At 68.0% G+C, this 21,550-nt stretch carries 20 protein-coding genes; 5 read left to right on the top strand and 15 right to left on the bottom strand.

What is annotated here, in order from left to right; translation table 11 throughout:
• The first annotated feature begins 2 nt into the window (after window positions 1–2).
• Genes C2U31_RS27205 through C2U31_RS27190 form a run of 4 tightly spaced genes read left to right on the top strand, consistent with a single transcriptional unit; the run spans window position 3 to window position 3,573 of the window.
• Window positions 3–1,478: an efflux transporter outer membrane subunit gene (locus C2U31_RS27205; RefSeq protein ID WP_103275645.1), complete on the top strand. Its 1,476-nt coding sequence runs from the start codon at window positions 3–5 to the stop codon at window positions 1,476–1,478.
• Window positions 1,479–1,494: 16 nt separating this feature from the next.
• Window positions 1,495–2,232, top strand: coding sequence for a TetR family transcriptional regulator (locus C2U31_RS27200; RefSeq protein WP_103275644.1), 738 nt, complete (start codon window positions 1,495–1,497; stop codon window positions 2,230–2,232).
• Between the two features lies 1 nt (window position 2,233).
• Window positions 2,234–2,866: a hypothetical protein gene (locus C2U31_RS27195; RefSeq protein ID WP_103275643.1), complete on the top strand. Its 633-nt coding sequence runs from the start codon at window positions 2,234–2,236 to the stop codon at window positions 2,864–2,866.
• Window positions 2,867–2,880: 14 nt separating this feature from the next.
• The gene (locus C2U31_RS27190; protein WP_103275642.1) at window positions 2,881–3,573 is read left to right on the top strand and encodes a response regulator transcription factor; all 693 of its coding nucleotides are present in this window, start codon (window positions 2,881–2,883) and stop codon (window positions 3,571–3,573) included.
• 10 nt (window positions 3,574–3,583) lie between these two features.
• Here the strand turns inward: C2U31_RS27190 and C2U31_RS27185 are convergent, their stop codons facing one another.
• A complete protein-coding gene (locus C2U31_RS27185) occupies window positions 3,584–5,782 on the bottom strand; it encodes a mechanosensitive ion channel family protein (protein ID WP_103275641.1) in 2,199 nt (732 codons plus the stop codon).
• A 277-nt stretch (window positions 5,783–6,059) separates the two neighbouring features.
• On the opposite strand from C2U31_RS27185, the gene C2U31_RS27180 reads away from it, so the two are divergent.
• Window positions 6,060–6,365, top strand: coding sequence for a hypothetical protein (locus tag C2U31_RS27180; protein WP_158658485.1), 306 nt, complete (start codon window positions 6,060–6,062; stop codon window positions 6,363–6,365).
• Window positions 6,366–6,432: 67 nt separating this feature from the next.
• On the opposite strand, the gene C2U31_RS27175 is transcribed toward C2U31_RS27180, so the two are convergent.
• From C2U31_RS27175 to arsH, 14 genes are all read right to left on the bottom strand, one after another.
• The gene (locus tag C2U31_RS27175) at window positions 6,433–6,873 is read right to left on the bottom strand and encodes a VOC family protein (RefSeq protein WP_103275639.1); all 441 of its coding nucleotides are present in this window, start codon (window positions 6,871–6,873) and stop codon (window positions 6,433–6,435) included.
• Between the two features lie 85 nt (window positions 6,874–6,958).
• On the bottom strand, window positions 6,959–7,798 hold the full coding sequence (locus C2U31_RS30710) for a pyrroline-5-carboxylate reductase (protein ID WP_158658484.1): 840 nt from the start codon (window positions 7,796–7,798) through the stop codon (window positions 6,959–6,961).
• Window positions 7,788–9,128, bottom strand: coding sequence for an FAD-binding oxidoreductase (locus C2U31_RS27160; protein WP_158658483.1), 1,341 nt, complete (start codon window positions 9,126–9,128; stop codon window positions 7,788–7,790). Before C2U31_RS27160 ends, C2U31_RS30710 begins: the two co-directional genes overlap by 11 nt.
• Window positions 9,125–9,853 (bottom strand): bifunctional 2-polyprenyl-6-hydroxyphenol methylase/3-demethylubiquinol 3-O-methyltransferase UbiG, encoded by a 729-nt coding sequence (locus C2U31_RS27155; protein WP_103275637.1) that lies wholly within the window; start codon window positions 9,851–9,853, stop codon window positions 9,125–9,127. The genes C2U31_RS27160 and C2U31_RS27155 overlap by 4 nt, the downstream gene beginning before the upstream one ends.
• The gene (locus C2U31_RS27150) at window positions 9,837–11,036 is read right to left on the bottom strand and encodes an MFS transporter (RefSeq protein ID WP_103275636.1); all 1,200 of its coding nucleotides are present in this window, start codon (window positions 11,034–11,036) and stop codon (window positions 9,837–9,839) included. Before C2U31_RS27150 ends, C2U31_RS27155 begins: the two co-directional genes overlap by 17 nt.
• Complete coding sequence (locus tag C2U31_RS27145; protein WP_158658482.1) at window positions 11,033–11,917, bottom strand: arginase; 885 nt, start codon at window positions 11,915–11,917, stop codon at window positions 11,033–11,035. Before C2U31_RS27145 ends, C2U31_RS27150 begins: the two co-directional genes overlap by 4 nt.
• Window positions 11,918–11,933: 16 nt before the next feature.
• A complete protein-coding gene (rocD, locus tag C2U31_RS27140; protein ID WP_103275634.1) occupies window positions 11,934–13,139 on the bottom strand; it encodes an ornithine--oxo-acid transaminase in 1,206 nt (401 codons plus the stop codon).
• 1 nt (window position 13,140) lies between these two features.
• Window positions 13,141–14,292, bottom strand: a complete 1,152-nt coding sequence (locus C2U31_RS27135) for an aminotransferase class I/II-fold pyridoxal phosphate-dependent enzyme (protein ID WP_158658481.1) — start codon at window positions 14,290–14,292, stop codon at window positions 13,141–13,143.
• A gap of 1 nt (window position 14,293) precedes the next feature.
• On the bottom strand, window positions 14,294–15,313 hold the full coding sequence (locus tag C2U31_RS27130; RefSeq protein WP_233772522.1) for a 2-ketoarginine methyltransferase: 1,020 nt from the start codon (window positions 15,311–15,313) through the stop codon (window positions 14,294–14,296).
• 89 nt (window positions 15,314–15,402) lie between these two features.
• Window positions 15,403–16,374, bottom strand: coding sequence for a phytanoyl-CoA dioxygenase family protein (locus tag C2U31_RS27125; protein ID WP_158658480.1), 972 nt, complete (start codon window positions 16,372–16,374; stop codon window positions 15,403–15,405).
• Window positions 16,375–16,788: 414 nt separating this feature from the next.
• Complete coding sequence (gene yfaE / locus C2U31_RS27120; protein ID WP_103275630.1) at window positions 16,789–17,079, bottom strand: class I ribonucleotide reductase maintenance protein YfaE; 291 nt, start codon at window positions 17,077–17,079, stop codon at window positions 16,789–16,791.
• Window positions 17,076–18,209, bottom strand: coding sequence for a class Ia ribonucleoside-diphosphate reductase subunit beta (nrdB, locus tag C2U31_RS27115; protein WP_103275629.1), 1,134 nt, complete (start codon window positions 18,207–18,209; stop codon window positions 17,076–17,078). Before nrdB ends, yfaE begins: the two co-directional genes overlap by 4 nt.
• 16 nt (window positions 18,210–18,225) lie before the next feature.
• Window positions 18,226–20,505: a class 1a ribonucleoside-diphosphate reductase subunit alpha gene (nrdA, locus tag C2U31_RS27110; protein WP_103276603.1), complete on the bottom strand. Its 2,280-nt coding sequence runs from the start codon at window positions 20,503–20,505 to the stop codon at window positions 18,226–18,228.
• 308 nt (window positions 20,506–20,813) lie between these two features.
• Window positions 20,814–21,536 (bottom strand): arsenical resistance protein ArsH, encoded by a 723-nt coding sequence (gene arsH, locus C2U31_RS27105; protein WP_103275628.1) that lies wholly within the window; start codon window positions 21,534–21,536, stop codon window positions 20,814–20,816.
• Window positions 21,537–21,550: the final 14 nt, after the last annotated feature.

The following is a 21,550-nucleotide window of genomic DNA, read 5'->3' as shown; positions in this document are numbered from 1 at the left end:
CGATGAATTCCCTGCAAGATCTTTATCGGCGTTTCAAGCCGCTGGTCGCGGCGGCGGCGGTCCTGGCCGCGCTGTCGGGCTGCGCCATGGCGCCCACCTACGAACGCCCGGCCGCGCCCATCGCGCAGCAATGGAGCGTGGACGGCCAGGCGGCCGCCGCGTCCGATGCCGGCCCGTCGGCCGCCACGCTGGAATGGCGCGACTTCGTGACCGACCCGTCGCTGCGCGGGCTGATCGAGACGGCGCTGGCCAACAACCGGGACCTGCGCAAGACGCTGCTCAACGTCGAGGCGGCCCGCGCCATGTACCGCGTGCAGCGCGCCGACCGGCTGCCGACCATCGGCGCGCAGGCCAGCGGCACGCGCCAGCACAATCCCGCCGATCTGAACCCGAGCGGCAGGGCGGGCGTGCAGAGCGAGTGGCGCGCCGGCCTGGGCGTTACCGCTTTCGAGCTGGACCTGTTCGGGCGCGTGCGCAGCCTGTCGGAAGCCGCGCTGGAAGAGTATCTGGCCACCGAGAGCGGCGCGCGCAGCGCCCGCATCAGCCTGATCGCGGAAGTGATCGATGCCTACCTCGCGCGTGAAAGCGCCAGGGAGCGCGGCCTGCACACCGAACGGACGCTGGCCTCGCGCGAGCAGTCGCTGCAGCTGATCGAGCGGCGCCGCGCCGAAGGCATCGGCAGCGCGCTGGACCTGGAACAGGCCAGGGGACTGACCGAGCAGGCCCGCGCCGACCTGGCGCGCATGGAGCGCGAGTTCCGCCAGTCCACCAACGCGCTGACGCTGCTGGCCGGCGTCAGCGACATGAGCCCGTATCTGGCGCCGCACGAGGGCGCCACGCCCATGCTGGTGCAGCAGCTGGCGGCGGGCACGCCGTCCGAGATGCTGGCCAACCGGCCGGACATCCTGGCCGCCGAGCATCGCCTGAAGGCACGCAACGCCGACATCGGCGCCGCGCGCGCCGCCTTCTTCCCGCGCATTTCGCTGACCGGCATGTTCGGCAGCGCCAGTTCGGACCTGTCGGATCTGTTCAAGGGCGGCCAGCGCGCCTGGTCCTTCGCGCCGCAGGTCACGCTGCCGATCTTCGACGCCGGCCGCAACCTGGCGAATCTGGACCTGGCCAAGCTGCGCAAGGACATGGCGGTGGCCGAGTACGAACAGTCCATCCAGACCGCGTTCCGCGAAGTCATGGACGCGCTGGCGGCCACCGACACGTTGCGCCGGCAGGAAGACGCGCAGCGCGCGCAGGCCGCCAGCAGCCAGGCGGCGCTGGCCCTGTCCGAGGCGCGCTATCGCGGCGGCGTGGACAACTATCTGCGCTACCTGGACGCGCAGCGCAGCGACTTCGCCAACCAGATCGCGCTGATCGAGGTCCGCACGGAACGCCAGGCCGCGCTGGCCTCGCTGTTCCGCGCCCTGGGCGGCGGCTGGCGCGGCGGGAACGACGACGTGGTGGCGCAGGCCGCAACTCGGCGTTGAGACAAGGGAGCCGCACATGGCCAGACGCAAGCAGGGCGAAGCCGGCGCGACGCGCGATGCGGTGCTCGATGCCGCCGAAAGCGGCTTCCGCCTGCGGGGCGGCGCCCACGCCTCGGTGGAGTCGATCGCGGCGCAGGCCGGCTGGTCGCGCGGCGCGGCGAGCTATCACTTCCGTGGCAAGGCCGAACTGCTGAGGGCGGTCCTGGCCCGGGGGCGCCTGCCGCTGCTGCAGGACCTGCGGCGTCTCGCGCTGGCGCCGGGACCCGTCGTCCCCGCGCTGCTGGCTTGCGCGCAGCGCTGGATGGAGGCGCTGCAGGGCGACCCGCATGCCCGGAACGTCTTCGGCATCCTGGCCTGGGCCTATGACTATGCGGATGACTACGCGGGCATACGCCGCGAGACGCTGGCCCTGGGACTGCGCGAGTTCCGCCTGCTGCGCGGGCTGCTGCGGCGGGCCGAGGCGGCGGGCGAACTGCGCCTGGGCCTGGACGGCCACGAGTGCGCCCGGCTGCTGGCCGCCTGGTGGCTGGGAGCGGCCGCCAGCTGCGTGGCGACGCCTTACCGCAGCGGCGTGGCCGCCAGGCCGCGGTACGCGCGTTCGCTGCGGGTGCTGCATGCGCTGATCGCACGGCCGGACCCGGCCGACGACGCGGCGCCTCCGGCCAATGGCGCGGGCGCGGGCCGGCGCAAGCCGGTCGTGAGACGTACCTTCTTTGGCGGCGCCAGGGCGGCGCCCGGCACGGCGTCGCGCTGACATGCTGTTCCTCACCGCAAGCTACCTGCTGATCTACGTGAACATCGCGGCTGCCGTGCGCCACGTGGGCGGGCGTCTGGACCGCCGCTCGATATGCCTGGGAGCCGGCCATGCGCTGGCGGGCGCGGCGGCCCTGTCGGGGCTGCTGCTCGGCGCCGAGGTGATCGGGCCGCCGGCCTGGGGCGGGCTGCTCCCGGATACGGGAAACCGGGCTCCCCTGGCGTATTTCGTTGCCGGCGCGTTGAGCGTCCTGCTCCTGGCGGCCTCGCGTCGGCGCCCGGCCGTTGCCGCGGGCGGGCGCCGCCGCGCCGCGCCGGGCACGGGGCGCTTGTGGCTGGGGGCGATCGCCGGCGTCTATGTCTGCCTGGCCGTCGTGGACCATGCGACCTTCTTCCGCGACCCGAGCGCCACGCGCAAGGTCGCGCCCGCCCTGGCCGGCGAGCAGCGGGCCTGCGTGGGCGATGTGCTGCTGGTGCGCCTGGATGACGACGTCGCCGAGTATCGCTGCCCCACGTCGGTGCTGCTGGGACGGCACTATCGCGAGGTCTTCGCGCCGTGGCCCGGTTATGACGCCGGATCCAGCGTCGCGCTCAAGCGGCAGCTCGACCCGCCGGCGGCCGGCGCCCTGCACTGACGACGGACTTTCCCATGGCCAAGATCCTGCTCATCGCCGGCGACCTGACGCAGTCCGACCGGATGGCGGCGTTTCTCGCGCAGCACGATTTCGACCCGGCGCAGGTCAGTCGCGGCGATCTGGCCGTCCAGGCGTTTCGTCGGCATTGCGCCGAGATCGTGGTGCTGGACGCGTCGCCGCCCGGCCGGGATGGGCTGAAAGTCTGCCGCGATCTGCGCGCCCTCTCGGCCGTGCCGATCCTGATGCTCTCCGATATCCGCAACGGCCAGGCGCAAGTCCAGGCCCTGGACGCGGGCGCCGACGACTATGTGGTGAGGCCCGTGTCGCCACATGTGCTGCTGGCGCGGATACGCGCGCTGTTGCGCCGGCGCAATCGGTCGCCGCTGGCGCCGCATCGGCTGGCATTCGGCGAACTGGTCATCGACTGCGAGCAACGCCTGGCCTGGCAGCGCGGCGCCGAGGTGGCCCTGACCACGATGGAATTCGAGGTGCTCTGGGCGCTGGCGAGCGAAGCGGGCAGGGTGCTGTCCCGGCAGGCGCTGATGCTGCGGCTGCGCGGCATCAGCAATTCCGACCAGCGCAGCAACATCGACGCCTGGGTGAGCCGGCTGCGCCGCAAGCTGGAAGCGGACTGGCATGCCTCATCCCGCATCAAGACGATCCGGGGCGAGGGCTATCTGTTCGTGCCGGAGATCGAAGGCGGCTGAGCCCGGGACGTCAGGCCGGCTTGTCCGACGCCTCGTCCCGCTCGGGATTGCGGGACTGGCGCATCCGCGACAGCTGCACGTTCAGGCGCGGCATCGACGGTTCCAGCCCGGCCTGGTCCAGCCGGCGGCGCAGCCGCAGATTGAAGGCGCGCTGCACTTCCCATTGCCGCAGCGGCGCGGTCTTGAAGCGGAAGCGCAGCACGGCCTGGCCGTTGTCGAAGCTCTCCACGCCCTGCAGTTCCATGGGCGACCAGATGAAGGGATAGATCGTGGGGTCGCCGCGCAGCTCCGCCGCCACTTCGCGGACCAGGGCCACGGCGTCGTCGATCAGCATGGTGGCCGGCACCGGCCAGCGGAACATGGCGTAGCCGAACTCGCGCGAGTAGTTCTTGATGGTCTTGATCTGGCTGAACGGAATCGTGTGCACCACGCCGTCCAGGTCGCGCAGTCGCACGGTGCGGATGGTCAGCCCCTCGACCGTGCCCAGGTGGTTGCCCACATCCACGTAGTCGTCGATGGACAGGGAGTTCTCGATGATGATGAACAGGCCCGTGATCAGGTCCGTGACCAGCGACTGCGCGCCGAAGCCGATGGCCAGGCCGATGACGCCGGCGCCGGCCAGCAGCGGCGTGACGTTCATGCCCATGTTGGCCAGCGCCACGATGATGGCGATCACGGCGATGGTCGCCATGATGGTGTTGCGGATCAGCGGCAGCATGGTCAGCGCGCGGACATTGGCGCGGTTCTTGCCGCTGGTGCCCAGGGCGTGCTGCAAGGCAGTGTCCGTCAGGATCCAGATCAGCCAGGCCACCAGCATGGTGCCGACGAAGCTGGCCGCGCGCGGGCCGAATTGCGAACCGCCGCCCTCCATCAGGCCGGCCAGCGACATGCCCAGCACGCGCAGGCCGATTTCCACGAACAGCAGCAGGTTGGCGATGTAGAGCAGGGTGTAGCCGAAATACCTGAGCTGCCCCCGGTAGGCCATGCGCCGGTTGCCGTCGCGGCCGCCGCGCGCATAGGCGCGGCGGATGACGCCGCCGACGGCCATGCCCACGATCGCCACCAGCGCGCACAGCAGGGCCCGGCGCATGACCTGGCCGCTGTCGTCGGCGGCCGCCACTGTGCTGATCAGCGAGATGCCCACCAGCAGCAGGAACGGCACGAACCACAGTGGTCCGATCAGCCGCAGCAGCTCCTGCAGGCCGTGGCGCGTGGCGCGGCGCTCGCGCGGCTGGTTGCGGATCAGGTGGGTGATGGGGCGTCGAAAGCGCAGCACGAACAGCGCGCTCAGGAGCGCCGCCGTCACGTTGGCCAGCAGGCCCGCGAATTGCGAGACGCCGGGCCCGAACACGCTCATGATTTCCGGATCGTGCAGCGAATCGCCCAGCGCGGCCAGGCTGCCGATCAGCCACAGCGGCGGTAGCGCGCGCCGGTGCAGGATGTCCAGCGCCCGGGTGCGGTGCGGGCCGTCCAGCAGCGTCAGGCAGATCAGCGACAGCGACGAGAACAGCGCGCCGGCCAGCAGCACATAGGCCAGCACCAGCGCGCCGAGCTGTCCCACGGAATCGGGCATGGCGACGGACAGGTACAGCGTGATCACGAAGGCGATGGCCCAGGGCGCCAGCTGCACCGCCGCCATCCACAGCAGCTGCCTGGGCTGCGACCGGCTGGGCGGAGTACTGGCTGCCTCGCGGCGGCGTGCCAGGCGTCGGGTGATCCAGCGCAGGCCCAGCGCCAGGCCCGCCCAGATCGCCGTGACGATCAGGAAGTCCCGGATCAGCGACGGCCATTCGCGCCAGGCGGGCAGGCCGGTTGTGATCTCGGTCCGCGCCTGCCGGTACAGCGTGCTCCAGCGCGCCACCGGGCTGTTGGGGCCGTCGAGCTGTTTCTCCAGGCTTTCGGCGGCTTCTCGAATGAAGGCGAGGATGCCGCCCTGGGCTGTCTGCGTATCCTGCTTGGTGGCGTCGCGCAATTGCTTCAGGCGGTTCAACAGTTCCGTGCGCGTCTTGTCGTTCTCCAGCGTCTGGATGACCTGGTCGAGCGATTGCTTCAGCTGCGCGTTGTCGACCGGTTTTTCGGCGCTGGCTCCGGTCAGCGCGCCCAGCGGGCCGGGCAGGGCGGCGGAGGCGGTCGTGGCGAGGTTCAGGCCCAGGACGAACAGGAACAGCGACAGGCAGTGTAAGAGGGCGGAACGGGTCCAGGCGCGCACGATTGCTTCCGTATTGATGATAGGGACAGGTTTTATCGGAGTATTGGATGGGCCGCAAGGGCGGCTCCGGCCCGCGCGCCGGACAATGCCAAGCCCAGGCTTGGAAAAAGGCGGCGGCGGGCCGACGCCGCCGCGCCCCACAGATCTTCACAGATGAACACAAGTCTCCCGCACAAATGCGCCGGGGCCGGACGCACAATGCGCTCAGTCATGGCCGGGGCGCGCGGGAGCGCGGGCGGCCGCGACCGACTTCTCCCGCTTACAGAGGATGCCCATCATGCCGACCTTACATCGTATGCAGACCCTTGCCGCCGCCGCCTTGCTCTGCGCGACGGCGGCCGTCTCGGCCGCGCCCGTCGCGCCCGAGGTTCCCCCGGACACGCCCAAGCCCGTCGTGGTGCGGACCGACGACGCGCCGCAAGGCGCGGCCGCGCCGGCCGCCTCGCGGGAAGGCCTGCGCATCGGGCTGTCGGATAGCGGCACCAAGCTGGTGCTGCCCTGGTTCGTCACGGAACTGACCGACGCGGTCAATCAGGGCAAGTCGGCCGGCGATACCGCCAAGGCGCTGGCGCAAGGCTTCTGAGGGAGCTTGCGGCGGGGACAGGTCTGACCCCGCCGTCTTCAGGCAGGCCGCCGGTTTCCCGTGGCCGCTAGCTGGTCGGCCGGTGAGCCGGCCGTTCGCCGATCCGCTGCGAGAATCGCAACAGATAGCCGTCCGGATCCTGGACCAGGAACTGGCGCACGCCGATTTCAATCGCATCGCTGCGGTACCAGCGCTCCTGCTGTTCCCGATACAGAGGCCAGCCTGCGGCGGCCAGGCGCTCCAGCAGCGGTTCGACCGCCCGCACCGTGATCTCGAAGTTGATGCCACGGCCGCGCGGCCCTTCCAGCGGCGCGGTGATCCAGTTGTCGTCGCCGCGCACTTCCTCCAGCATGAATTGCGCGCCTTCCAGATCCAGGTAGACGAAGCCTTCATCTTCCCGGCGGTAGACGATTTCAAATCCACATAGATCCATCCAGAACGCCAGGCTGCGCGACAGGTCGCTCACCAGCAGTTCGGGCACCATGCGGGCGCGGCATCGTTCGGTCATGACGGCTGTCTCCTTGCATCAGCGCTGCCATTGAACCACGCGGGGACGTCGGCCCCGCCCCGCAGGCATCCGGGTCACGTTCCGTTCATGACGGCTTGTCGGCGGATCGGGGGGAAAGATCTGGATGGCCAGCGGTCACGGCCGGGGGCCGGCGTAGCGCGCGCAGGACGGATTCTAGCGCGATGCGCAGGCGCGCGTGGACGCCGCCGTCTTCCAGGTAGCGCAGGCCGGCGGCGGTATAGCTGCCCGGCGCGGCGACGTCCCGGGAGATCGCGCGCGGCCGCAGGTCCGGCCTGGCCAGGCACAGTTCGGCGGCGCCGCGCGCGTGATGCAGCACGGCGGTCCGCGCCGCCTCCGGCGCAAGGCCCTGCGCCTCCAGGCCGCTGATCAGGCTGTCGAACAACGAGTAGAACCATCCGTGCGCGCAGGTGGCGGCCGTCAACGCGTCGAACGCGGCCTCATCGGCGGCGACGATGACCTGACCCAGCGCGGACAGCAAGGCTTGCGCCCGCGTGTCGCCGGGATAGAGCGGAATCGCGCCCACGCCGGCCTCGACCGAAATGCCGGGCATGAAGCGCCGCACGGAGACGTCGCCGCCTAGCAGGGCGGCAAGGTCGGCGACGCTGGCGGCGGCCACGGCGGACAGGACCAGGTGGCGGGCGGTCAGCGGCAGGTCCGCCGCCGCGCCAGGCAGGTCCGCCGGCCGGCAGGCCAGGATGATCTGCCGGCAGCGGGATGCCAGCCCGGCCTTGTCGGGCGCGATCTCGCAGCCCCAGTCCCGCGTCAGTTCGAGGGCGATGCCGCGGCTCCTGGGCAGAAGCAGGATGGGGCGGTCGACGCCGGCGCGGCGCAGTCCCTTGACCAGATGGGCGGCGAGCTGGCCCACGCCCAGGATGCCCAGGGGGGCGTCGGTGTCAGCATTCATGGGCATCCTCATGGCGCTTCCAGGACAGGTAGGCATTCAGCGCCGGCCGCAACAGCGGCTGCGGCGGGACGCGGGCGGGCTGGCGCCAACCGCCCGGCGCCAGCCCGTCCGTGGGCAGGCCCAGCGTGATGCGCGCCGCCAGCATGCCGTTGAATGTGCCTCGCACCGTACCCAGTCCGTTCTGGCAGCAGGCGGTGACGACCCCGGTCTCGACCTCGGCCACCGCGGAGCCGGCGTTGGTGGACAGGCATAGCCGCCCCGCCCAGGAGTGTGACAGCGTCACATCCTTCAGGACGGGATAGCGGCGTTGGATGCCGATGCGGTGTTCCCGCTGCGCGCGGGCCAGCAGCCTGGCGGAGGCCGCTCCTAGCCCCGTGGCCTTGAACAGGCTGCGGAAAAAGAGTCGGTCGCCGCCGTAGAGGGCGCCGCGCACCCGCCGCACGGTGGAGCCGTGCGGCGCGGCGGGCGTGAGGGACCAGGCCGCCTCGCCGCCCAGCGCGCGCGCCTGGTCGGCGGATAGCGGCGCCGTGATGGACGCGAAGGTGGTGATGTCCATCAGCTGGCGTCGGTAGTGGCCGAAGGCGCGCACATGACCGTTGGTAGCCAGGATGATCCTGCCGGCGCGGATCGTCCCCGCCGCCGTGCGCGCGGCGAGGCCGGGCACGTACTCCAGCGCCAGCACCGGCGTGCATTCCAGCACGCGCACGCCATCGCGCCACAGGCCGAGCGCCAGGCTCTTGATGTAGGCGGCCGGCTGGATCATGACCGTGCCGGGTGTATGCACGCCGCCTGTGTAGTACGGACTGCCCGTGATCCGGGCGAGATCGTCGCCGTCCAGTTCGGTGCAGGGTTCACCCAGCTTGCGCAGATGGGCCGCGTAGCGCCTGGCCAGCGCCAGGCTGCGCTCGGAGCAAGCCGCGTTGATCTTGCCGCTCCGGACCATGATGCCTTGCTCGAAGTCGTAATCGGCCGCCGCCGCCAGGGCGAAATCGATGGCAAGGCGGTTCTCGCGCATCGTCTGCCGGTCGGCATGGGCTTCACCGGCGTAGTCGTCGGAGCCCAGGTCGTGGGTGACGTCGATCATGAAGCCGGCATTGCGCCCGGCGGCGCCTTGCCCGACGCGCAAGGCCTCCAGCACGATGATGCGGGCGCCGGGCTGGTCCAGCCGCAGCGCGCGCGCCGCCGACAGGCCTGCGTAGCCCGCTCCGATCACCAGGAAATCACAGGACTCGTCCCGTTCCAGGCTGGGAAACAGGCGCTGCGGGCGGAAACAGGCGTCCCAGGCGCTGAGACCCGTTTCGCCGGGCAAGGCCGTCACGACGGCGCTCATGCGCCGTCCCGCTGGTGGCACACATAGAGCCCGCGGCGTGACGACAGACCGACCGGATCGAAGACGCATTCGAGGCCGGCGTGTTCGAAGGCGTCGCGGTAGTCCTCGTTCGAGAACAGGCTCATCCGATGCTCTTCGACGAAGTAGCGCACATCGTCCGGCCCGCCGGCCAGGTAGTGCAGCCACAAGGTCAGCTTGTCGCCGTCCACGCGGTGGCGCGCGATGCGGGCGATTTCCAGGCCGTCCGCGCAGACCAGCTGGGAGGACTGGAACGCGCCGAGCTGCTGGGCCGAGAGCCAGGGCTCCACCACGATGACGCCGCCCGGCGCCAGGTGATCGCTGAAGGTGTGCATCGTCCGGCGCAGGGCGTCCGCGTCGGGCAGGTAGCCGATGGAGCTGAACAGGCAGACGATGGCGTCGTAGGAGGCGTCGAGCGAGAAGTCCTCCATGGAGTGCAGGTGGTAGGCGCCGGGCCGGGGGCGTCCGGCGGTCTTGCGCCGAGCGATCTCCAGGAAGGTCGCGTTGTTGTCCAGCCCGTCGACCTGATAGCGCGGATCGAAGTGCAGGCCGTGCTCGTGGCTGCCGCAGGCCACGTCCAGCACGCGGTCCGCCCGCGGGCAGTGTCGGGCAATCAGCGCCTGCAGCGCCGCGACATCGTCGCGGTACGGGCGCTGGCTGTAGAAGGCGTCGTAATAGCGGGCGCTCAGCTCAAACTGTTCGTTCATGGGAGGCTTCCGTCTTGGTTCGATCAGGATTGGGAGCGGTCGTCAGCAGGCCGGCCATGGCCACGGTCCCGGCGGCTAGGACGGCGTATACCGCGCCCAGCGAGCCGCCGTTGTCGGCCCAGGTGCCGATCGACCAATTGGCCAGGCCGCTGGCCAGGCCGAAGGCCGCCAGGCCCATCGCGTCGATGCGCATCGTTTCGGCGGGCGCGAAGAAAAAGCTGATGTACGCCGCGATCAGGCCCCAGAACGGATTCAGCGCGATGCCGTGTCCGATGCCGGCCAGCGAGATGTAGGAGGAACTGGGTGCGAAGGAAAGGAAGGCGCAGGCCACGGCGAACGCCAGGAATATGACGGCGATGATCTTGCGGTAGTCGTAACGGTCGGCAAAGCTGCCGATGCAGAGGCCTGACAGCGCGCCGGTAATGCCCAGCACTTGCCAGACCGCGCTGGACACGGCCTCCGGCCGCCCGATTTCATTGGTGAGATAGGCGCTCAGGTAGGTGGTGAACGGCACGGCCGTGGCACCCAGCAGGCCGGACAGGGCGATGGCCAGGCTGGCCACGCGCGGCTGCCTGCCGGCCCAGCGTGGCACGGGGGGCGTGGCGGGCGCCGCGCGCGCGGATGCGCTGGCGGCTTCCTCCTTCATCAGCGGCAGCAGCACAGCCAATCCCACCAGGGTGAAGGCCGCGCCTACACTCCAGAACCAGTCCGGCGGCATCAACTTCGTGCCGTATCCGGTCATCAGGCCGATCGTCAGCATGCCCCATGATCCGCCGCTGGCGCCCAGCGTCAGTATCAGCGCGCGCCGCTGGATCCTCGCCAGCCCGTTCACGAAGCCCACCGCGCTGCTCCAACTGACGGCGGAAGCCATGCCCAGCGGGATGAACGCCGCCAGCATGGCATACGGACCGGGAGCCAGCGGCAGCAGCGCCAGCAGCAGCGCGCAGCACGATACCGACAGCACGAACCAGCGTTTCGCCGGCAGGCGGCGGCCGAAGGCGCCGAGCAGCAACGCGCCCGTCATGTAGGCAGTATTGAGCGTGGCCGAGGCCATGCCGGCAAAGGTGTAGTCAAAACCATGGCGGGCCTGCAGCGTGGGCAAGATGGCGCCGAACAGAAACAGGCCATAGCCGTGCGTGCCCATCATCACCAGGGCGATGCCCAGCGGAAGCGAGATCTTCATGACGCGCCCGCCGCTCTGTCGCGCACAAGGTTCGCTACCACGGCCAGCATGAAGTCCAGCGTGCGTCCATCCTTGTCCTCGGAAGGATTGAACTCCGAAATTTCCAGGCCCACGCAGCGGCGGTCGCGCAGCAGGCGGCGAAGGCCGGGAAGCAGCGCGTCGCTGCGCAGCCCGTTCGGGGAAGGCGTGCTGACCCCGGGGGCATCGCCGGGTTCGATGCCGTCCAGGTCCAGTGTGACGCCGAAGCCGGCGGGCGCGCGTCCGACGATCTCCAGCGCGTCGTCCAGAACGCGTTCCAGCCCTCGGGACCGGACCTCATCCATATAGAAGACGCGCACGTCCAGCGTGCGCAGCAGGGCCGCTTCCTCCGGCTCGAAATCGCGGGTCCCGATCAGGCAGACGCGATCCGGGCGCAGCTTGGCACGCGGCGACAGCAGGCCCGTCAGGCCCGGATCGCCATGGCCGAGCAATGCCGCCAGGGGCATGCCGTGTACATAGCCATTGGGGCTGGTGAAGGGCGTGTGGCTGTCCATGTGCGCGTCTATCCACACCAGTCCGATATCGCCGCGCGGCTGATGCGCCTGCGCGATGCCTGACCAGTAGCCGGCCGCGGCTGAGTGGTCGCCGCCGATCAGCACTGGAAAGCCTCCGCGCAGGGCTGCGGCGCGAGCATCGGCCGCGAGGCCCGCGGCCAGGCCGGTGACGGCCCGTAGGGCCTCCTGGGGGCCGATCTGGGAAAAGGGGCGGCTGTCTTCGATCCAGCTGTCCCAGCTGATGTCGCGGGCGAGCGCCGGCAGTGTCGACAGCGCCTCGCGGAAGACCGATGGGCCATCGCGGCTGCCGGCGAACTGGCCCGCGATGCCACAGGCGTAGGCCAGCATCCGCAGCGCGGGCGCGTCAAAGACGGGTGAGTTCATGGGCAAAGACATGCAGAAATTCCTCGACCAGGGCAGGGGGGATGTTGAGGGGCGGGGCCAGGCGGATGGTGTGCTCATCCACGTTTTTGCACAGCACGCCGCGCTCGAGCAGCGCATGGGCCAGGCGCCCGGCGGGGGCGTCGGCGCCGGCCAGCTCCACGCCGATCATCAGGCCGCGGCCGCGCACGTCGCGCAGCGCGTCGCCAGCGACGGCCTGCAAGCCGGCCTTCAGCGCGCCGCCGGTTTCCCGGGACCGTTGGCAAAGCTGTTCGTCTTCCATCACACAGAGCGCTTCGTGGCCCACCGCAGCCGCCAGAGGATAGCCGCCGAACGTGCTGCCGTGGTCTCCCGGGCGGAACACGTCCATCACGTCGCGCCGCGCCAGGAACAGGGAAACCGGGACCATGCCGCCGCCCAGCGCCTTGCCAAGCACAACGCCGTCGGGACGCGCATCGTCCTCCTGGCACGCGAGCACGTGGCCGGCGCGTCCCAGTCCGGTCTGTATCTCGTCGGCGATGAAGAGCACGTTGTGGCGGCGGCACAGGTCCGCGCATGCCCGCAGATAGCCCGGCGGCGGCACGATGATGCCGGCCTCGCCCTGGATGGGCTCGACCAGGAATGCCGCGGTGTGTGGCCCGATGGCCGCCGCCAGCGCATCGGCGTCGCCGAACGGGATGTTCCTGAATCCGCCCAGGTACGGTCCGTAGCCCGCGCGCGCCCGGTCGGAAGAGGACATGGAAATGACGCCCGTGGTCCTGCCGTGGAAATTGCGCGCGCAGCAGATGATCTCGGCCTTGCCGTCGGGCACGCCCTTGACCTCGTAGGCCCATTTCCGCGCGGCCTTCAACGCGGTTTCCACCGCTTCGGCGCCGGAGTTCATGGGCAGGGCGCGATCCATGCCGGTGGTTTCGCAGGCCTTCTGCAGGAACGCCCCGAGCTTGTCGTTATGGAATGCCCGCGAGACGACGCCAAGCGTGCAGGCCTGCTCGGTCAGGGCTCGCACGATACGGGGATGGCAGTGCCCGAGATTGGCGGCCGAGTAGGCGCCCATGAAGTCCAGGTAACGCTTGCCTTCAATGTCCCAGGCTTCGGCGCCCAGGCCCCTGGACAGGACGACGGGCAGGCTGGCGTAGTTGTCCGCGCTCCAGCGCTTTTCCTGGGCGATGCATTGATCGGCGCGGCGCACGTCAAGCGCTCCTGCGGACGGCGTGGACCGTCTCGCGGTAGCTGCGGATGCTGCTGTCCAGCATGTCCAGGCCCTGGGCGATCCTGTCGCGCTCCTGTCCGAGCGGGATGCGGATGGATTGCGAGCGCATGCCGGAGTAGTTCCGGGAGGTGGCCAGGATCAGCCCGTAGCGCGCCAGCGCGAAATCGGCGAAGGCCTCGACGTCATCGACATCGCTGTGGGCCATCACCTGCGTGCCGGCCGAGCAGGTCTCGAACTCCAGCCCTGGAATCGCGCGCAGCATGTCGAACACGGCGCCGCGCGCTGCGTCCACATGGGCGACTAGCGGTCCGTTGCTGCGGGATACGATCTCGGCGGCGCGCACCTGGGCGTCGGAGCAGACGGCGACGCATTCGCGTTCGAGGTCCCCGGTCAGCTGGGCGACGTCCTTGGCGGCCGCGACGATCCAGCCGATCCGCAAGCCGGGGGCGCCGAAATTCTTGCTGACCGAATTGAGAACGGCGACATGCTCGCAGTCGGGCTGGCGCGGCAGGTGGCAGCACTGGCCGTCAAAGACGAAATCCTCATACACCGCGTCGACGATGACGCGTGCGCCGTGCATGCCGGCGCGGTCGATGAGCGCCTGCAGGGAGGCGGCCGGCAGGACCGAGCCGGTGGGATTATGAGGGGTGTTCACGTAGATGGCGGCCACGTCGTCCGACAGCGTGCTGCTCATCCAGTCGACCAGGTCGGTGCCGACGGGGCAGTGCCTGACGATGTAGCCGCGCGCCTGCATCAGGGCGGTTATGCCGATGAAGGCCGGCGATTGGCAAAGGATCGTTGGCCGCCGAGGATCCAGCAGACCCAGCAGCAGGGACAGGCCTTGCGTGGCGCCGTTGGTGACGAGGATGTTCCGGGTCGTCAGCGTGCCGTCCTCCTCGCCCGCCCGCGCGTTCTCGCGCTCTAGCAGAAGCCGCAGCAGCGTTTCGTCGCCCTCGGCCGGGGCGTAGTGGAAGATGTCCGGCTGCGCGCGTTCGTGCAGCTCGGGCCGGAAGCGCGCCGGCCAGACCGGCACATTCTCGACCAGGTTGATGGCCCGTATCCGGTTCCGGCTGGCGTAGGCCAGGCGCTGCGACAGGAACGACAGCGGCGAGTGTTCGCTGGTGATCCGCATGTCAGCCCCTTCTCTTGAGCAGGTAGCCGATCTCGAGCCGGGTGGAGTCCACTGCTTCGTCCGGATAGTCATGGTTGACGATCTTCAGACCGGCTTCCTCGTACAGGCTTTGCCACCAGGCATCGGTCATGAGCCGCTGCTCGGTGAATTCGTGGATCAGGTAGTACGGGTTGTAGTAGGCCTTGGCCAGCCCGTGTTCCATGATGGTCGGATTGGCGGCCTGGTTGTCCACCTCGATGACGATCAGGTTTATCGCCGGATAGCGGGCGGTCACGGTCTTCAGGAAGTCGATGACGCCGGCCTTGCCTTCCTGGCCCAGGATCTCATGCAGCACGAAACCCAGCACCATGACGTCCGGCTTCAGGTCTTCCTTGCCTTCCAGGAAGTCGCGCACGCTCTTGTTGATGACCTTGATGCGGTCGGACAGTCCTTCCGCGGCGATGATGCGTTCCGCCGAGAGACAGGCATCGCGGCTGGGCTCAACGCCATAGGCGCGCAGTTGCGGCATGGTCTTGCAGAATTCGACCAGGTACATGGCGTTGCCGCAGCCCAGGTCCAGCAGCGTCCTGGCTGGCGTGTCCATCTTGGCCATCAGGCGCTGGGTAAGTGGAATCGCGTCGTAATGGCTGATGCCGCAGCTGCCGATGCCGACCTTGCCGACGTCCCGCGTGGCCCACTTGCCTTGGCCTTTCAGGCACTCGCCCACCTGGACGAAGGTCTCGGTGTAGCCGCCGACCAGCATGGTGTACCAGGCCGAATATCGGCCCAGCAGGCGCGCCTTGTCGGTCAGGGCATACACGCCCTTGTCGTGCGAGACGATGTTCTCGTTGCGCAGGTAGCCCAGCAGGCCGCCGAGTCGGGCGCGCTCGAGGTCCAGGCTGCGCGACAGCGTGTCCAGATCGCATTCTCCCGCTTCCAGCTTTCGGTAGACGCCGGTCTCGAAGAAGTGGTTGACGCAGATGGCCAGCGTCATCTGGCGGATGGGTTCCAGCGCGGCAACAAGATCTTGCTCGATGTTCATCATGGAGGTCCTTGATAGGTAGGGACGTGATGGGATAGGCGCCGCAGGCGCCGTTGTGCCAGGCATGCCGCGCCGAGGGCGCGGCGCGGTCAGTTCAAGAGCAGGCGGCCGTCTTCATCCACCGGCTTCCACTCTTCCTTGAGCTCGGTATTGCCATCGGCGCAGGAGATGAGTCCGGGGTAGAACACCCGCTTGCCGCGTTCGTAGTCGCCGCCGTAGGGATTGGCGACGCTGCCGAACCAGCGTTCGTCGCGCTGGTCGTCCCGCAGCTGATAGCGGGTGTCGGAACTCAGGCGGCAACGGCCGCCGGGGTGGTTGTTGTCCAGCGCGCCATGCACCATGTGGCCGCTGAAGCACAGGACGTCGCCTGGCTCGAAATGGGTCGAGAGCCAGCGTCCGCCCAGCCGCGCCTGGAGCGCGACGGGGTCGCGTTCCAGCCAGCCCAGGCGTTGCTTCGCCGCGTCGGTGGCGAAGTATCCATCCAGCGCCGCATGGCGATGGCTGTTTTCCAGGATGATCAGGGGGCCGTTCTCCAGCGGCACGTCGCCCAGCGGAATCCACGAGGTCCAGACGCGCCGCGTGCCGCGGCCGATGTATGGGATGTCGGCATGTATGCCACAGCCTTCACCGGTTCGCATCATGCGGGGCCAGCGGAAGTCGAAAGGCACGACGGGGCCGCCCATCAGGTCGGCATACAGCGCCAGCAGGTTGGGGTGGAGTACCACGCGTTCATAGCACGCGCCGGTGCGCAGCGAGGTGACGAAGGCATCCAAGTTGATCTGGGTGATGTAGCTGGAGCCGCGCAGCACGCCGTCCATGACGTCGTGGCGGGTGTTGTCGATTTCGCCGACGGTGGCGTATTTCAGCAGGATCTCCCGCCGCGCCTCCAGGACCGTGGAAGGCGGTATGAGTCGCCGGATGAACAGGTAGCCGTTTTCCTCGGCCCGCCGTTTCAGCGCGATCGGGTCGCGCAAGAGATCGTTGGATGCCTGCAGTTCGCCAAAGTAGCTGGCCTGGGCATCCACCGGATGCCCGTTGCAGGTCAGAGCTTGACTAGCCATTGTGCCCACTCTCCTCTTAATTGAAGCCGGATTAAGGAGGAACGGAGGCCCGCACGCATTGACACCATACGGCTTCTGCCGCCAGTCGTGCAGATCGTCCCGGGTAGCGCGTTGGAAATCAAGGTCCATTAAGTGGACCATTCTTTTGTTCTATTTGTCTTAATTCTGGCTCAATTAATCTCAAAGTCAACAATTTATTTTTGTTGGTCTATATTGTGGACTTTGAGAGGATTGGGGCGCGCTGGCGCGCGCCTATTGTGCTGTCCCGCAAATGCGCCCGCACGAAATCCACACCTAGCCGCCATGGCGTCGTTGCAAATCCTCGTGGACCCTGCGGGTATCACTGCGGTTTGCGCCTAACCATGACATCCATGGATGAATTTCGTCATGAGGACGTACTTACGGGACAGCACACTAGCAGGACAGGTCGAGATCCAAGACCTCGTCCGCCTGCCGCAGCCAGCACGCGACGGCGACGGGGCCGTCGGGCCGGCAGCAGCAGGGCAGCACCTCGCCCGGCGCGACGAAGGCCAGCGGTGCCGTCGTGTACGACACTTTGCCGGCCTCCAGCTTCAGCCGGCACGTGCCGCAGTAGCCGCTGCGGCACTGGTACTCGACATCGTGCCCGGTGCGCTCCAGGCCCTCCAGCAGCGTCTCGCCCTCTTGCAGGCGGAACGTGGCGTCGGACGTGGAGACGGTCGTCACAGCTCGATGTCGCTCAGGTCGTCGGGCGATACCTGGGCGTCGATCTGGCCGACCAGGTAGGAGCTCAGTTCCACTTCCTGCGGCGCGACCTGCACGGTGTCCGAGGACAGCCAGGTGTTGATCCACGGGATCGGGTTGTGCTTGACCTGGGCGAAGGCCGGCGCCAGGCCCACGGCCGTCATGCGCAGGTTGGTGATGTACTCGACGTACTGGCTCAGGATGTCCTTGTTCAGGCCGATCATGGAGCCGTCGCGGAACAGGTACTCGGCCCAGAGCTTTTCCTGGGTGGCGGCGCGCTTGAACATCTCGAAGCATTCCTGCTCGGTCTCGCGCGCGATCTTGGCGAAGTCCGGGTCGTCCTGGCCCGAGCGCATGATGTTCAGCAGGTGCTGCGTGCCGGTCAGGTGCAGCGCCTCGTCGCGGGCGATCAGGCGGATGATCTTGGCGTTGCCTTCCATCAGCTTGCGTTCCGCGAAGGCGAACGAGCAGGCGAAGCTGACGTAGAAGCGGATGGCTTCCAGGATGTTCACGCTCATCAGGCACAGATACGTCTTCTTCTTCAGCTCGTATTCCGAGATGCGATGCGTCTTGCCGTTGATGACGTGCTCGCCCACGCCCAGCTGCGCGTACAGCATGGACGGGCCGATCAGGTCGTCGTAGTACGAGGCGATGTCGGCCGCGCGCAGCCGGATGTTCTCGTTGCTGACGATGTCGTCGAAGATCACCGAGGGATCGGGGACGATGTTGCGGATGATGTGCGTGTACGAGCGCGAGTGGATCGTCTCCGAGAACGCCCAGGTCTCGATCCAGGTCTCCAGCTCGGGCAGCGACACCAGCGGCAGGAAGGCGACGTTGGGGCTGCGGCCCTGGATCGAATCCAGCAGCGTCTGGTACTTCAGGTTGCTGATGAAGATGTGCTTCTCATGCTCGGGCAGACCCTGGTAGTCCAGGCGGTCCTGCGAGATGTCGACCTCTTCGGGCCGCCAGAAGAACGACAGCTGCTTTTCGATCAGCTTCTCGAAGATCGCGTATTTCTGCTGGTCGTAGCGCGCGACGTTGACCGGCTGGCCGAAGAACATCGGTTCGGTCAACGGGTTGTTGCTGGTCTGGGAAAAAATGCTGTAAGCCATGATGCGGATGTTTTCGTCAGATCTTGCAGGCGCCGCCGGCGCAGCCGTCGTCCTGCACTTCGCCGTGCGCATCGTCGGCGCCGTCGCGGGTGTTGTGGTAGTACAGGGTCTTCAGGCCGTACTTGTAGGCCAGCAGCAGGTCCTTGAGCAGCTGCTTCATCGGCACGCGGCCGCCTTCGTAGCGCTGCGGGTCGTAGTTGGTGTTGGCCGAGATCGACTGGTCGACGAACTTCTGCATGATGCCGACCAGCTTCAGGTAGGACTCATTGCCGGACATCTGCCACAGCAGTTCGTACTTGTCCTTCAGGCGCTCGAATTCCGGCACCACCTGGCGCAGGATGCCGTCCTTGGACTGCTTGACCGACACCAGGCCGCGCGGCGGTTCGATGCCGTTGGTGGCGTTGGCGATCTGGCTGGACGTTTCCGAGGGCATCAGCGCCGTCAGCGTGGAGTTGCGCAGGCCGTGCTCGCGGATGTCGGCGCGCAGCGCTTCCCAGTCCAGGCGCAGCGGTTCGGCGCAGATGCCGTCCACGTCCTTCTTGTAGCTGTCGATCGGCAGCACGCCGGCGCTGTAGGTGGTTTCGTTGAAACCCGAGCAGGGGCCGAACTCGCGCGCCAGCTGCGACGAGGCCTTCAGCAGGTAGTACTGGATGGCTTCGAAGGTGCGGTGCGTCAGGCCCAGCGCGGCCGGTTCGGAATAGCGCGTGCCGTGCTTGGCCAGGTAGTAGGCGTAGTTGATCACGCCCACGCCCAGCGGGCGGCGCTTCATGGTGGCGGCGCGCGCCGCCGGGATCGGGTAGCCCTGGTAGTCGAGCAGCGCGTCGAGCGCGCGCACGGCCAGGTCGGCCAGGCCTTCCAGTTCGTCCAGCGTTTCCAGCGCGCCCAGGTTGAAGGCCGACAGCGTGCACAGCGCGATTTCGCCGTCCGGGCCGTTGACATCGCTCAGCGCCTTGGTCGGCAGCGCGATTTCCATGCACAGGTTCGACTGGCGCACCGGCGCGACCTGGGGATCGAACGGGCTGTGCGTGTTGCAGTGGTCGACGTTCTGGATGTAGATGCGGCCGGTGCTGGCGCGCTCCTGCATCATCAGCGAGAACAGTTCCACGGCCGGCAGGCTGCGCTTGCGGATGGCGGGATTCTGCTCGTATTGCAGGTACAGGCGCTCGAACTCGTCCTGGTCGGCGAAGAAGGCTTCGTACAGGCCCGGGGTGTCGTGCGGCGAGAACAGCGTGATGTCCTGCGACTTGATCAGGCGCTGGTACAGCAGGCGGTTGACCTGCACGCCGTAGTCCAGGTGACGGATGCGGTTTTCCTCGACGCCGCGGTTGTTCTTGAGCACCAGCAGCGATTCGACTTCCAGGTGCCACAGCGGGTAGAACAGGGTGGCCGCGCCGCCGCGCACGCCGCCTTGCGAGCACGACTTGACCGCCGCCTGGAACATCTTGAAGAAGGGCAGGCAGCCGGTGTGCAGCGCTTCGCCGCCACGGATCTCGCTGCCCAGGGCGCGGATGCGGCCGCCGTTGATGCCGATGCCGGCGCGCTGCGACACGTACTTGACGATGGCGCTGGTGGTGGCGTTGACGCTGTCCAGATCGTCGTCGCATTCGATCAGCACGCAGGAGCTGAACTGGCGCATCGGCGTGCGCACGCCCGCCATGATGGGCGTGGGCAGCGAGATCTTGAAGCGCGACACCGCGTCGTAGAAGCGCTTGACGTAGCCCAGGCGCGTCTGCGCGGGGTACTTCGCGAACAGGCACATCGCCACCAGCAGGTACAGGAACTGCGGGCTTTCGTAGATGCGCTTGGTGACGCGGTTCTGGATCAGGTACTTGCCCTCCATCTGCTTGACCGCGGCGTAGGCGAAGTTCATGTCGCGCCAGTGGTTGATGTAGCCGTTCAGCTCGTCGAATTCCTCGCGGCTGTAGTCGGCCAGCAGGTGCGCGTCGTACTTGCCCTGTTCGGTCAGGTTGCGCACGTGGTCGTACAGGTGCGGCGGCTCGAACTGGCCGTAGGCGATCTTGCGCAGGTGGAAGATCGCCAGGCGCGCGGCCAGGTACTGGTAGTTGGGCGTTTCCTCGGAAATCAGGTCCGCGGCGGACTTGATGATGGTCTCGTGGATGGCGTCGGTGCGGATGCCGTCGTAGAACTGGATATGCGAACGCATTTCCACCTGCGACACCGAGACGTTCTCCAGGCCGTTGGCGGCCCAGTCGATGACGCGGTGGATCTTGTCCAGATCGATGGGCTCCATACGCCCATCACGCTTGGTGACCATCATTGCTGCTTGTTTTTCCATGGCGGACTGCATAGCTCCTGCGGCTGGGAAAGGACGAGCGACGTCCTTCCGAGTGATCGGAATGTTCGGGTTCGAGATTGGGGCCGACCGCCAGGGCTGGCGGGGCATGTGCCGTCGCTCGGAAGCCCGTGCCGGACGGCGGCGGGGCTATCGAGGCGGCTGGAGTGACAACACTATAGGTAGTGTATCACTGGTTTGGGTTGACTAGATCTTGTGCTTTATCAAGACCCGTGCATTTGTAGGGATATACGGGTGGATCGGGCCGGAAACGCGTACCCTCCGGCCGCCCGGCAGGGGTTCCGGGCGATTCAGAGGGCCGCCTGCCGCATCCGCCGCGACAGGGCGGCGGCGGTTTCCTTGCGCTCGCTGTAGCGGTCCACCAGATAGGGGGCCGCGTCGCGCGTGAGCAGGGTGAACTTGACCAGTTCCTCGACCACGTCGACGATCCGGTCGTAGTACGGCGAGGGCTTCATGCGCCCGTCCTCGTCGAACTCCTGGTAAGCCTTGGCCACCGAGGACTGGTTGGGGATCGTCAGCATGCGCATCCAGCGCCCCAGCACCCGCATCTGGTTGACGGCGTTGAAGGACTGCGAGCCTCCCGACACCTGCATGACGGCCAGCGTCTTGCCCTGCGTCGGGCGCACGGCGCCCACCGAGAGCGGAATCCAGTCGATCTGCGTCTTCATCAGGCCGGTCATCGCGCCATGGCGTTCCGGCGAGCTCCAGACCATGCCTTCCGCCCATTGCACCAGCGCGTGCAGCTCGCGCACCTTGGGGTGGTCCTCGCCAGCGTCATCGACCAGCGGCAGGCCGGACGGATTGTACAGGCGGGTTTCGCCGCCCAGCGCCTGGATCAGGCGCGCGGCTTCCTCGGCGGCCAGGCGGCTGTACGAGCGCTCGCGCAGGGAGCCGTACAGCAGCAGGAAGCGCGGCGGATGCGTGGCCCGCGCGGGGGCGAACAGCGCGGCCGGATCCGGCCGCTGGAACAGCGTGGAATCGAGGTTGGGCAGATCGGCGGGGATCTCAGACATGCTTTTTGCTCACT

It is taken from the genome of Achromobacter sp. AONIH1 (genome assembly GCF_002902905.1).
Classification (GTDB): domain Bacteria; phylum Pseudomonadota; class Gammaproteobacteria; order Burkholderiales; family Burkholderiaceae_B; genus Achromobacter.
This window is presented reverse-complemented; position numbering and strand designations above follow the sequence as displayed.